The sequence below is a fragment of the Pseudomonas sp. NPDC089547 genome (assembly GCF_050280665.1).
Taxonomy (GTDB): domain Bacteria; phylum Pseudomonadota; class Gammaproteobacteria; order Pseudomonadales; family Pseudomonadaceae; genus Aquipseudomonas.
This window is the reverse complement of record NZ_JBNNVS010000053.1, coordinates 21,812-35,041: the sequence shown is the minus strand read 5'-3', so window position 1 is coordinate 35,041 and position 13,230 is coordinate 21,812. Positions and strand designations below refer to the sequence as shown.

9 protein-coding genes are annotated in these 13,230 nt (G+C 63.2%); 4 read left to right on the top strand and 5 right to left on the bottom strand.

Features of this window, described 5'->3' with window-relative positions; translation table 11 throughout:
• From ACQKPZ_RS24685 to ACQKPZ_RS24675, 3 genes are all read right to left on the bottom strand, one after another.
• The coding region (locus ACQKPZ_RS24685) for a cell division protein ZipA C-terminal FtsZ-binding domain-containing protein (protein WP_427543273.1) at positions 1-678 on the bottom strand (678 nt) is incomplete at its 3' end.
• Between the two features lie 205 nt (positions 679-883).
• Positions 884-4,372 (bottom strand): chromosome segregation protein SMC, encoded by a 3,489-nt coding sequence (gene smc, locus ACQKPZ_RS24680; protein WP_427543270.1) that lies wholly within the window; start codon positions 4,370-4,372, stop codon positions 884-886.
• Between the two features lie 3 nt (positions 4,373-4,375).
• Positions 4,376-5,035, bottom strand: a complete 660-nt coding sequence (locus tag ACQKPZ_RS24675) for a GntR family transcriptional regulator (protein ID WP_427543267.1) — start codon at positions 5,033-5,035, stop codon at positions 4,376-4,378.
• Positions 5,036-5,303: 268 nt separating this feature from the next.
• On the opposite strand from ACQKPZ_RS24675, the gene xdhA reads away from it, so the two are divergent.
• The 4 genes from xdhA (at position 5,304) to guaD (ending at position 11,472) form a co-directional block, all read left to right on the top strand.
• On the top strand, positions 5,304-6,758 hold the full coding sequence (xdhA, locus tag ACQKPZ_RS24670; protein WP_427543264.1) for a xanthine dehydrogenase small subunit: 1,455 nt from the start codon (positions 5,304-5,306) through the stop codon (positions 6,756-6,758).
• On the top strand, positions 6,751-9,150 hold the full coding sequence (xdhB, locus tag ACQKPZ_RS24665; protein WP_427543261.1) for a xanthine dehydrogenase molybdopterin binding subunit: 2,400 nt from the start codon (positions 6,751-6,753) through the stop codon (positions 9,148-9,150). Before xdhA ends, xdhB begins: the two co-directional genes overlap by 8 nt.
• A 161-nt stretch (positions 9,151-9,311) precedes the next feature.
• Positions 9,312-10,157 (top strand): xanthine dehydrogenase accessory protein XdhC, encoded by an 846-nt coding sequence (gene xdhC / locus ACQKPZ_RS24660; RefSeq protein ID WP_427543258.1) that lies wholly within the window; start codon positions 9,312-9,314, stop codon positions 10,155-10,157.
• 10 nt (positions 10,158-10,167) lie between these two features.
• Positions 10,168-11,472, top strand: coding sequence for a guanine deaminase (guaD, locus tag ACQKPZ_RS24655; protein ID WP_427543255.1), 1,305 nt, complete (start codon positions 10,168-10,170; stop codon positions 11,470-11,472).
• Here guaD and aqpZ read toward each other — a convergent pair.
• Positions 11,469-12,167, bottom strand: a complete 699-nt coding sequence (aqpZ, locus tag ACQKPZ_RS24650) for an aquaporin Z (RefSeq protein WP_427543252.1) — start codon at positions 12,165-12,167, stop codon at positions 11,469-11,471. The genes guaD and aqpZ overlap by 4 nt on opposite strands.
• A gap of 289 nt (positions 12,168-12,456) precedes the next feature.
• Positions 12,457-13,212, bottom strand: a complete 756-nt coding sequence (locus ACQKPZ_RS24645; protein WP_300031195.1) for a GntR family transcriptional regulator — start codon at positions 13,210-13,212, stop codon at positions 12,457-12,459.
• Positions 13,213-13,230: the final 18 nt, after the last annotated feature.

Here is a 13,230-nt window from a genome sequence, read left to right as displayed (position 1 = left end):
CCTGCTGTTCAGCCACTGGCTGGCGCCACTGGACATGGTGCCACGGGTACTGATCAGCACCCTGGCCCTGACGCCAGTAATGGTGTACCTGTTCATGTCCATTTCGCCAAAGCGCAGGCCACTTTCCAGAATGTTCTGCAGCAACGCCGGGCCTTTGAAGCCGCCTTCGTCGCGGGAAATCACGCTGATGACCAGCACTTCCTCGGCCGGTGGCAGCTCCTTGACGCTGCTGCTGGCAGGTGCCGCACCGTTACTACGGTTGTTGTCGGCGTCAAAATCGTCATCGCTGTCGGCGAACAGGTCTGGCTCGCGCGGCTCGGCGCTCAGGTTCAGGTCGCCCTGTTGTGCGTCAGCGGCGGCGGTGCGTTTGCCACGCTTGCCTGCCTTGGCTGGCTTCGGCTCGCGCTCGCGCTCGCGCTCGCGATCACGCCCGGAAGCGCTGAGCGACGGCAAGTCGCTTTCGTCCAGCTCGGGCTCCTTGTGGTTGTCCAGCACGCGCGACGGGCCAAGCACCTCGGCACCGCCGCCCTCATCGTCCGGCAGGTTGGAATAGCTGCGATCCAGACGGAATTTCAACTTGCCTTTCCCGCCGCGCATGCGGCGCCAGCCGTCGAAAAGAATCCCGGCAATGACAATGATGCCGATGACGATCAGCCACTCGCGCAGACCGATTTCCATGTAATCCCGTGCCTCTATAAAAATATGCTTGAAAACAAAGGGTTCAAAGCCCTTTAACACGTGGCGCCAACTCTATGTTCTGACAGGCGTTTTACCCACGCAAAAAACGAGTGACATTAAGCTAGCACGACCAAAGACAACTTTACACCGTCTGTCGCACATGGCGGGGGCATTTCGCTACAGAATGTGCCCCCATTGTCGCGCATCACGCGTCGACCATGGCCATGGCCGCCTCCACATCAACTGCAACAAGACGTGAACAACCCGGTTCATGCATGGTCACCCCCATCAATTGGTCCGCCATCTCCATGGCAATCTTGTTATGGGTGATGTAGATGAACTGCACCGTTTCACTCATTTCCTTTACCAGGCGGGCGTAACGCCCGACGTTGGCATCGTCCAGCGGCGCATCGACTTCGTCGAGCATGCAGAACGGTGCGGGGTTCAACTTGAAGATGGCAAACACCAGCGCCAACGCGGTCAGTGCCTTTTCGCCGCCGGACAGCAGATGGATGGTGCTGTTCTTCTTGCCCGGTGGTCGCGCCATGATCGTTACCCCTGTATCGAGTAGATCTTCGCCCGTCAGTTCCAGATAAGCGCTGCCGCCACCGAAAACTTTTGGGAAAAGTGCCTGTAATCCGGCATTTATCTGATCAAAGGTATCCTTGAAGCGATTGCGGGTTTCCTTGTCGATCTTGCGGATGACGTTTTCCAGCGTCTCCAGCGCTTCGACGAGGTCGGCGTCCTGTGCGTCAAGGTAACGCTTGCGCTCGGACTGCTGTTCGTATTCCTCGATGGCCGCCAGGTTGATCGCACCCAGGCGCTGGATACGCGCTTCAAGCTGTTCCAGCTCCTGTTCGGTACCCTGCTCGCTGGCCTCGGCCTCCAAGGTGGCGAGAACCCCTTGCAGGTCGTAGCCGTCGGCCAGCAGCTGCTCCTGCAAGGTCTTGCGTCGCACATCCAGGCCTTGGCACTCCAGGCGCAACTGTTCCAGCTGGCCGCGCAACACCAACGCTTGCTGTTCGGCCTGGGTGCGGCGCTTTTCGGCGTCGCGCAGTTCGCGGTCGGCTTCGTCCATGTGCAGGCGGGCCAGGCGCATTTCCTCGTCGACGCTCATGCGCAGTTCCAGCAGCCCTTCCAGCTTCAGGCGCAGTTCTTCCTGCGGCGCCTCGCCCTCCTCCAGGTTAAGGCTCAGTTGCTCCTGGCGTTCGGTCAGGCGCGCAGCCTGCTGCTCCAGGCGCTCCAGGGCCTGGCGGGTGGAGTCGTGTTGAGCACGCAGCGAGCCCAGGCGCACGGCCAACTGGTGGGCGTGGTCCTTGTGCTGGCGGGCATCCTGGCGCACCCGGTCGAGGCTTTCACGCAGGGTGTCGCGGCGGGCCATCAACTGCTCGCGCTGCTCGGTGTCCTGGGCCATCAGCTCCAGGGCTTCTTGCAGCATCAGGCGTGATTCACCCAGTTGCTCATGCTCCAGGGCGCGCTGTTCTTCAAGCTCGGCCAGTTCTTCCAGCAGGCGTCGGCGGCGTAGCTCGACCTGTTCGGCGCGGGCACGGCTGGCCGAAAGGCTGGCCTTGAGCTCGCCGTGCAGGCGGTTTTCTTCCTGGCTGCGGCGGCGCAGCTGTTCGCGCTGTTCTTCCTGGTCCAACTGCTGCTCGCGCAGGGCCTGTAGCTGTTGCTCCAACTGTTCCAGCGCCGCTTCCTGCTCCTGTTGCTCCTGGCCCAGGCGCTCGATTTCCTGCCCGCGGGCCAGCACACCGCCTTGCGCTTCACCGCCACGACAAACCCGCAGGAAGTGCTGGCCAACCCAGTAGCCATCGCGGCTGACCAGGCTCTGCCCTACGCCAAGCGATGCACGTTGCGCCAGTGCCTGGCCCAGGTCTTCCACAGGTTTGATCTGGCCCAGCCAGGGTGCCAGATCGACGCGGCCTTCGACCTTCTCCAGCAGGCTGCCGGGCAACGATGAGCCAGCACTGCCCGCCACCAGCAAGCGCAATTCACCCTGCTCCAGCGCGGCAAAATCGAGGCCATTGAAATCATCCACCAGCACGGCTTGCAGGTCGGCACCCAGTACCGTTTCCACAGCCAGCTCCCAGCCCGGCTCCACCCGCAAGCCTTCAGCCAGCCGCGGCTTTTGCTCCAGACCCTGGCCTTGCAGCCAGTCAGCCGCACCTGCACCCGGCTCCAGGGCGGCCTGCTGCAAAGCTTCCAGAGAGGCCAGGCGACCGCCCAGGCGCTGCAGGTCACCTTGCGCCTGCTGCTGTGCCTGGGTGGCCTGATGCAGCTGCTCGCGCACACCCTCCAGGCGCTCTACCACCTGCTCTTCGGACAGTTGCAGGTCTTCCAGCAGCATTTCGCTGCTGGCCAGCTGCTCAGCCAGTTCGAGCATGGCGGCATCCTGTGGGTCGCTACCCAGTTGCTCACGTTCCTCACCCAGCTTGCGCTGACGCTCGGCCAGACGTTCCAGGCTGGCTTCCAGCTGTTGCAGGCGCGCCTGCTGCACTTCAGCCTGGCGGCGCGGTTCGGCGGAGCGGCTGTTGAAGTTGTCCCACTGTTCCTGCCAGCCGTGCATGCCCGACTCGGCCTCTTCAAGGGCAGCAGCAGCTTCTTCGGCAGCGGCGAGGGTCATTTCCTGCTCGGGTTCGAGCATGGCCAGCTCTTCGCCAAGGGTGGCCAGCAAGGTGCGGTCGTGGCCCAGGTGCGATTCGGTTTCCTGGCGCGTGCGCTCAGCCTCCTTGAAGTCGTCCTGCAACTGGCGCAGGCGCTGCTGGCCGTGCTGGATGCTCTGCTCGACCCGGGCAATATCGCCAGCTACCGAATAGAAGCGGCCCTGCACCTGATTGAAGCGTTCGGACAGTTCGTGATGGCCGTCGCGCAGGCGCTCGATGCTGGCATCGGCATTGCGCTGCTCGGCCACCAGCGCCTCATGGGACACATCCTGGTCGCCAATCACCGACTCGCGCTGGCGCACCCGCTCATCCAGATCACGCCAGCGCAAGGCCGACAGGCGCGCCTTCATCTGACGTTCCTGGGCCTTGTACTCACGGTATTTCTCGGCCGCCTGGGCCTGGCGGTGCAAGCGCTCCAGCTGGCGCTCCAGCTCTTCGCGCAGGTCGGTCAGACGGGCCAGGTTTTCCTGGGTGCGGCGGATGCGGTTCTCGGTTTCGCGGCGGCGTTCCTTGTACTTGGAAATGCCAGCCGCTTCCTCGATGAAGTTGCGCAGTTCCTCTGGCTTGGCCTCGATCAGCTTGGAGATCATGCCCTGCTCGATGATCGAATAGCTGCGCGGCCCCAGCCCGGTACCAAGGAAAATATCGGTGATGTCGCGGCGGCGGCACTTGGTGCCGTTGAGGTAATAGCTGTTCTGCCCGTCGCGGGTGACCTTGCGGCGGATCGAGATCTCTGCGTAGGCGGCATACTCGCCAACCAGGGTGGTTTCGCTATTGTCGAACACCAGTTCGATGCTGGCCTGGCTGACTGGCTTGCGGCCGCTGGAGCCGTTGAAGATGACGTCGGTCATCGACTCGCCGCGCAGGTTCTTCGCCGAACTCTCGCCCATCACCCAGCGCACCGCGTCGATGATGTTGGACTTGCCACAGCCGTTGGGGCCGACCACGGCCGCCATGTTGCTGGGGAAGTTGACCGTGGTGGGGTCGACGAACGACTTGAACCCGGCCAGGCGAATGCACTTCAGGCGCATCGGTCAGCCTCGGGCCAGCGCCGCCAGCACCAGTTCGCAGCTGCGTTGGCCGTAGGCGGTAAGCACCTCGCGAATGCGCGGCAAATCGCGGGCGACCACGGCCTCGAGCAAGCGGGCGAAAAGGTCGAGGTAGTCGATCATGTTGGCCTGGCGCTGGTCCAGCGACAGGTAGTAGGCACGGCTCATGGCCGGTTGCAGGTTTTCCACGGTTTCCTGCAGGAACGGGTTGTCGGCAAACGGATAGGCCGCCCGCATTACCGCAAAACTGTCGGCGACAAAGGCCTTGATATCCAGTTGGTCATGGGCGCGCTGCAAGCGCTGCTGGATCTCCAGAAACGGGCGCAGGTCGGCTTCGGTGCGCCATTTTTGCGCAACCGCGTTGCCCAGCAGGATGTAGAACTCGCCCATCAATGAACACAGGCTGCGCACGCTGCGCTCATCCAGTTCGGTTACGTGGGCGCCCCGGCGCGGCAGGATTGCCACCAGGTGGCGGCGCTCAAGGATGAGCAACGCTTCGCGCACCGAGCCGCGGCTGACGTTGAGCGCCAGGGTGACCTTCTGCTCCTGGATACGCTCGCCTGGCGCCAGCTCGCCGCGGATGATGCGTTCGGCCAGGTAATCGGCAATCTGCTCGGAGAGGCTGTCCGGGGCCTTGAACGTCATGGTTTTCCTTCAAAATCATTGAACTGGGCACAAGGGGCGGATTGTAGCGTACTTGGCCGGTAATCGCGCAGAGGGGCAAGCCGGTTTATTTGACCCGCCAGACAGCCCCGCGCCCGGCGCGATCTATGCTTTGAACAGGGTGATTGTGTTCGGCCGGGAATGGACATGAGCAATTTCTTGACCTTTGAGTCAGAAAAATATTGACCTGCCAGACAGGTGTTGCTTAGAGTCCGCCCAACAACAATAAAACCATTGCGAGGCTATCCCCGTGATCCAGTTTCTTGTCAACCAGGAGTTGCGCAGTGAGCACGCCCTGGACCCGAACATGACGGTGCTGCAGTACCTGCGCGAGCACCTGGGCAAACCTGGCACCAAGGAGGGCTGCGCCAGTGGTGACTGCGGCGCCTGCACCGTGGTGGTCGGCGAACTGACCCAGGACGAACAGGGCAACGACAGCCTGCGTTATCGCAGCCTCAACTCATGCCTGACGTTTGTCTCGTCGCTGCACGGCAAGCAACTGATCAGTGTCGAAGGCCTCAAGCACCAAGGCCAACTGCACAGCGTGCAACAGGCCATGGCCGATTGCCATGGCTCGCAATGCGGCTTCTGCACCCCCGGCTTCGTGATGTCGTTGTTCGCCCTGCAAAAGAACAGCAACGGCCCTGACCTGCACCAGGCCCAGGAAGCCCTGGCCGGCAACCTGTGCCGCTGCACAGGCTACCGGCCAATCCTCGACGCCGCCGAGCAAAGCTGCCGCCAGCCCTGCCGCGACCAGTTCGATGCCCAACAAACGCAAACCATCAGCCGCCTGAAGGCCATTGCCCCAACCCAGACCGGCGAGCTGAACAGCGGCGACAAACGCTGCCTGGTGCCGCTGACCGTGGCCGACCTGGCCGACCTGTACAGCTCGCACCCCGAAGCCCGCCTGCTGGCCGGCGGCACCGACCTGGCCCTGGAAGTCACACAGTTCCACAAAACCCTGCCGGTGATGATCTATGTCGGCCACGTGGCCGAACTCAAGCGCATCGAGAAAACCGCCAGCCACCTGGAAATCGGCGCAGCCACCCCGCTCACCGACTGCTACGGCGCACTTCACGAGGAATACCCGGACTTCGGCGACCTGCTGCACCGTTTTGCCTCGCTGCAGATCCGCAACCAGGGCACCCTGGGCGGGAACATCGGCAACGCGTCGCCAATCGGTGACTCGCCACCCCTGCTGATTGCCCTGGACGCGCAAATCGTCCTGCGCCAAGGCGAGCGCCAGCGCACCATGGCGCTGGAGGATTACTTCATCGACTACCGCATCACTGCCCGGCAAGACAGCGAGTTCATCGAGAAGATCATCGTGCCGCGCGCTACCCACGACTGGGCGTTCCGCGCCTACAAAGTGTCCAAGCGCCTGGACGACGACATTTCCGCCGTGTGTGCGGCTTTCAACCTCAGCATCGAAGACGGCGTGGTCAGCGGTGTGCGCATTGCTTTCGGCGGCATGGCAGCTATCCCCAAACGCGCCCGCGCCTGTGAAGCCGCACTGCGCGGCAAGCCGTGGAACCAGGCTGCTATCGAGCGCGCCTGCCAGGCCCTGGCCGAAGATTTCACCCCGCTCAGCGACTTCCGCGCCAGCAAGGAATACCGCCTGCTGACTGCGCAGAACCTGCTGCGCAAATACTTCATCGAACAGCAAACGCCGTATATCGAAACCCGGGTGACCGCTTATGTCTAACCATCACGTAGCCAAAAGCCAGGCCGAGATGGCCGAACTGTTCAGCCAGGGCCTGACCACCGGGGTTGGCCGCAGCGTCAAGCACGACAGTGCCGACAAGCATGTATCCGGCGAGGCGCAGTACATTGACGACCGCCTGGAATTCCCCAACCAGTTGCACGTGTATGCGCGCACCGCCGACCGCGCCCATGCGCGCATCCTGCGCATCGACACCACGCCCTGCTATGCCTTCGAGGGTGTGCGCATCGCCATCACCCATGAAGACATCCCCGGCCTGAAAGACATTGGCCCGGTGGTGGCCGGCGACCCGCTGCTGGCCATCGACAAAGTCGAGTTCTTCGGCCAGCCGGTGCTTGCCGTCGCGGCCCGCGACCTGGAAACCGCCCGCCGTGCGGCCATGGCCGCCATCGTGGAATACGAAGACCTGGAACCGGTGCTGGATGTAGTCGACGCGCTGCGCAAGAAACACTTCGTGCTCGACAGCCACACCCACCAGCGCGGTGATTCCGCGACTGCCCTGGCGAGCGCCCCGCACCGTATTCAGGGCACCCTGCACATCGGCGGCCAGGAACACTTCTACCTGGAAACGCAGATTTCCTCGGTGATGCCCACCGAAGACGGCGGCATGATCGTCTACTGCTCTACGCAGAACCCTACCGAAGTGCAGAAACTGGTCGCAGAAGTGCTCGACGTGCCGATGAACAAGGTGGTGCTGGACATGCGCCGCATGGGTGGCGGTTTTGGCGGCAAGGAAACCCAAGCCGCCAGCCCGGCATGCCTGTGCGCAGTGGTGGCACGCCTGACTGGCCAACCGACCAAGATGCGCCTGCCGCGGGTCGAAGACATGACCATGACCGGCAAGCGGCACCCGTTCTACGTCGAGTACGACGTGGGCTTTGACGACAACGGTCGCCTGCACGGCATCAACTTCGACCTGGCCGGCAACTGCGGCTACTCGCCCGACCTGTCCGGCTCGATCGTCGACCGCGCCATGTTCCACTCCGACAACGCCTACTACCTGGGCGATGCCACCGTGCACGGCCACCGCTGCAAGACCAACACCGCCTCCAACACGGCTTACCGCGGCTTTGGCGGCCCGCAGGGCATGGTTGCCATCGAGCAGGTGATGGACCATATCGCCCGTCACCTGGGCCGCGACCCGCTGGCCGTGCGCAAGGCCAACTACTACGGCAAGACCGAGCGTAACGTCACCCACTACTACCAGACCGTCGAGCACAACATGCTCGAAGAGATGACCGCCGACCTGGAAGCCAGCAGCGACTACGCCGAGCGCCGTGAGTCGATCCGCCGCTTCAATGCCAACAGCCCGGTACTGAAAAAGGGCCTGGCGCTGACGCCGGTCAAGTTCGGCATCTCGTTCACCGCCACCTTCCTCAACCAGGCCGGTGCACTGATCCACATTTATACCGACGGCAGCATCCACCTGAACCACGGCGGCACCGAGATGGGCCAGGGCCTGAACACCAAGGTGGCGCAGGTGGTGGCCGAAGTGTTCCAGGTCGATTTCAGCCGTATCCAGATCACCGCCACCAACACCGACAAGGTGCCCAACACTTCGCCGACCGCTGCTTCCAGCGGCGCCGACCTGAACGGCAAGGCGGCGCAGAACGCTGCTGAAATCCTCAAGAACCGCCTCACCGAGTTCGCCGCACGGCACTACAACGTCACCGAAGAAGACGTCGAGTTCCGCAATGGCCATGTACGCGTGCGCGACCAGATCGTCAGCTTCGAGCAACTGGTGCAGCTGGCTTACTTCGCCCAGGTGTCGCTGTCCAGCACCGGCTTCTACCGCACGCCAAAAATCTACTACGACCGCAGCCAGGCACGTGGCCGACCGTTCTACTACTTCGCCTTTGGCGCCGCCTGCGTGGAAGTGATCGTCGATACCCTGACCGGCGAATACAAGATGCTGCGTGCCGATATCCTGCACGACGTGGGCGATTCGCTGAACCCGGCCATCGACATCGGCCAGGTGGAAGGCGGCTTCATCCAGGGCATGGGCTGGCTAACCACCGAAGAGTTGGTGTGGAACGCCAAGGGCAAGCTGATGACCAATGGCCCGGCCAGCTACAAGATCCCGGCGGTAGCCGACATGCCGCTGGATTTGCGGGTGAAGCTGGTGGAAAACCGCAAGAACCCGGAAGACACGGTGTTCCACTCCAAGGCCGTGGGCGAGCCACCGTTCATGCTTGGCATCGCCGCCTGGTGCGCGATCAAGGATGCGGTGGCGAGCATTGCCGATTACCGGGTACAGCCGAACATTGACGCACCGGCAACACCGGAGCGGGTGCTGTGGGGCTGCGAGCAGATGCGCAAGGCGGTGGCTGCCGCGCAACCTGCCGAACAGGAACTGGAAACCGTCACCCACTGACCACGCATGGCCACTGTAGGAGCGGCCTTGCGTCGCGATAGGGTCGCGAAGCGACCCCAGGATCTATGCCGCAGCGAAGATTTCTGGGGCTGCTGCGCAGCCCTATCGCGACACAAGGCCGCTCCTACAGGAACTGCGGCGCTGTTGAGAGAGGTTCAAACATGCACCAATGGATCAACGCCCTCGCCGACCACCAGTCACGCGGCGAAGCCTGCGTACTGGTGACCATCATCGAAGAGCGCGGCTCGACCCCGCGCAACGCAGGCTCAAAGATGGTGGTCAGCGCCAGCGGCCTGTTCGACACCATCGGCGGCGGCCACCTGGAATACAAGGCCCTGCACATCGCCCGGCAAATGCTCGAAGAGCAGCGCACAACACCGCACCTGGAGCGCTTCAGCCTTGGCGCCAGCCTGGGCCAGTGCTGCGGCGGTGTCACCGTATTGTTGTTCGAACCGATGGCCGCCGTGCAGGCGCAGATCGCCGTGTTCGGCGCGGGCCATGTCGGCCGGGCTCTGGTACCCTTGCTCGCCGCGCTGCCCTGCCGGGTGCGCTGGATCGACTCGCGTGAACAGGAATTCCCCGAACTCATCCCCAACGGGGTGACCAAGGTCGTCAGTGAGGAGCCGGTCGACGAAGTCGCAGAGCTGCCGCCAGGCTGCTACTGCATCGTCATGACCCACAACCACCAGCTCGACCTGGAACTGACCGCCGCCATTCTCAAGCGCAACGACTTCACCTGGTTCGGCCTGATCGGCTCGAAAACCAAACGGGTCAAGTTCGAGCACCGCTTGCGCGAGCGTGGCTACGACGATGCCGTGCTGGCGCGCATGCGCTGCCCGATGGGCCTGCCAGAGGTAAAGGGCAAGCTACCCATCGAGATCGCCGTGTCCATCGCCGGCGAAATCATCGCCACCTACAACGCCTGCTTCGGCCAGCACGACGCTGCCGCCAATGCCGGCCCCATTGCCCAGTTGCTGCCGCCCTCCCGGCGCAGCCAAGCCATTTGACGAGTGTGTTATGACCGTTACCCGCAAAGCCTACCGTGCCGCCATCCTGCACAGCATCGCCGACCCGGCCGAGGTGGGCCTGGAGGCATCCCATGAGTACTTTGAAGACGGCCTGCTGGTGGTCGACGACGGCCGCATCAGTGCCGTTGGCCACGCCAGCGAGCTGCTGCCGACGCTGGACGCCGGCATCCCGGTGGAGCATTACCAGGACGCGCTGATCACCCCGGGCTTTATCGACACCCACATCCACTTCCCGCAAACCGGCATGATCGGCTCCTACGGCGAGCAACTACTGGACTGGCTGAACACCTACACCTTCCCATGCGAGAAGCAGTTCGCCGACAAAGACCACGCCGACCAGGTGGCGAAGATTTTCCTCAAGGAACTGCTGCGCAACGGCACCACCACCGCGCTGGTGTTCGGCAGCGTGCACCCGGAATCGGTCAATGCCCTGTTCGAAGAGGCCGAGCGCCTGGACCTGCGCCTGATCGCCGGCAAGGTGATGATGGACCGCAACGCCCCGGACTACCTGACCGACACCGCCGAATCCGGCTATGCCGAAAGCAAGGCGCTGATCGAGCGCTGGCATGGCAAGGGCCGCCTGCATTACGCGGTTACCCCGCGCTTCGCCCCAACCAGCACGCCTGAACAGCTGACCTTGGCTGGCCAACTGCTCAAGGAACACCCAGGCGTGTACATGCACACGCACCTGTCGGAAAACCTGAAGGAAATCGACTGGGTCAAGTCGCTGTTCCCCGAGCAGAAGGGTTACCTGGACGTCTACGACCACTTCGAGCTGCTGGGCGAGCGCTCGGTCTTCGCCCACGGCGTGCACTTGTGCGACGAAGAATGCCAGCGCCTGGCAGAAACCGGCTCGGCCGTGGCCTTCTGCCCCACCTCCAACCTGTTCCTCGGCAGCGGCCTGTTCAACCTGCCACAGGCGGAGCGCTTCAAGGTCAATGTGGGCCTGGGCACCGACGTTGGCGCCGGCACCAGTTTCTCGCTGCTCAACACCCTGAACGAGGCGTACAAGGTGATGCAGCTGCAAGGCGCGCGCCTGCATCCGTACAAGTCGCTGTACCTGGCCACCCTGGGCGGTGCCCGTGCGCTGCGCCTGGACGACCGCATCGGCAGCCTGCGCCCCGGCAACGATGCCGACTTCGTGGTGCTGGACTACAAGGCCACGCCGCTGCTGGACTACCGCATTCAGCAGTCCAACAGCATCGAAGAAACCCTGTTCGTGCTCACCACCCTGGGCGACGACCGCACCGTGCGCGAAACCTACGCTGCCGGGCGTTGCGTGCACCAGCGCTAAGGTTCTTTGGCAAGCGCCCGGTAGAGCGCGCCGCCGATTGCAGCACCGATCAGCGGCGCCACCCAGAACAGCCACAGCTGCTGTATGGCCCAGCCACCGACGAACAAGGCCGGCCCCGTGCTACGCGCGGGGTTGACCGAAGTATTGGTCACCGGAATGGAGATCAGGTGGATCAGGGTCAGGGCCAGACCGATGGCGATGGGTGCAAAGCCTGCCGGCGCACGGGAGTCCGTGGCGCCCATGATGACCACCAGGAACATGGCGGTCATCACCACTTCACTGATAAAGCCCGCCCCCAGCGTGTAGCCGCCGGGGGAATGGTCGGCGTAGCCGTTCGAAGCCAGCCCCGAAGACAGTTCGAAACCGGCCTTGCCGCTGGCGATGAGATAGATCACGCCCGCAGCCAGGATGGCGCCGATCACTTGTGCGATCACGTAGGGCAACAGCTCTTTGGCCGGAAAGCGCCCGCCTACCACCAACCCGAACGACACGGCAGGGTTGAGGTGGCAGCCAGAGATATGGCCGATGGCGAAGGCCATGGTGAGGACCGTGAGGCCGAAGGCGAAAGCGACACCGAGAACACCGATGCCAACAGGGGAACTGGCTGCGAGTACCGCACTGCCACAGCCGCCAAGCACTAACCAGAAGGTGCCGATCAGCTCGGCACCCATTCGTTTACCCAGAGACATGGTCATGGACCTTTCCTCAACAAGTAGTGGAACGCAATGGATGCGCAAGCCCAACTGCTTGATGAAGGTTTGCCCACAAGAATTTAGCAGACGTTTGGTTAATGGCCAGCGAAGAGCCAGAAACCTGCACGGCCCCTGTAGGAGCGGCCTTGTGTCGCGATGGGCTGCGCAGCAGCCCCAAGGTTTCAGCGCTGATGCAAATATTGCTGGGGCTGCTTCGCAGCCCATCGCGACACAAGGCCGCTCCTACAGGGACGGTGTATGCCTGAAGCGCCGAGGCTCCCCAGGCAAACGATCAACCCTTGGCGGAAGCCTTGGGCTTTTTCAGCAAATGCGAGAACACTGCATGCAGGTCGTCCGAGGCGCTTTCCTCGTCCAGGTTCAGCTTGCTGTCGATGTGGTCCATGTGGTGCATCATCAGGCTCACCGCCTGCTCGGCATCACGCGCCTCGATGGCATCGATCAGCTGCATGTGCTCGTCATACGAGCAGTGCGAGCGGGTGCCGGTTTCGTACTGGGCAATGATCAGCGAGGTTTGCGACACCAGGCTGCGCTGGAAGCTCACCAGCGGTGCATTGCCCGCTGCCTCGGCCAGCTTGAGGTGGAACTCGCCGGAAAGGCGAATGCCGGCGCCACGGTCGCCACGCGAGAAGCTGTCGCGCTCCTCGCGCACCATCTGCCGCAGCTCATTCAGCTGATCCAGGGTGGCGTGCTGCACGGCCAGTTCGGTAATGGCCCGCTCCACCATGCGCCGCGAGAAGAACACCTGGCGCGCCTCTTCCACCGTCGGGCTGGCCACTACCGCACCGCGGTTCGGCCGCAGCAGCACCACGCTTTCGTGGGCCAGGCGCGACAGGGCGCGGCGGATGATGGTGCGGCTGACGCCAAAGATTTCGCCCAGCGCTTCCTCGCTCAACTTGGTGCCCGGTGCCAGACGCTGCTCGAGGATCGCCTCGAAAATGTGCGCGTAGACGATGTCGTCCTGGGTACCGCTGCGGCCGGCCTTGCCGACACGTGCAGGTTTTTTCAGAGGTTGCAGCTGTTCGTTCATGGGCTCTCGAGGCACGAA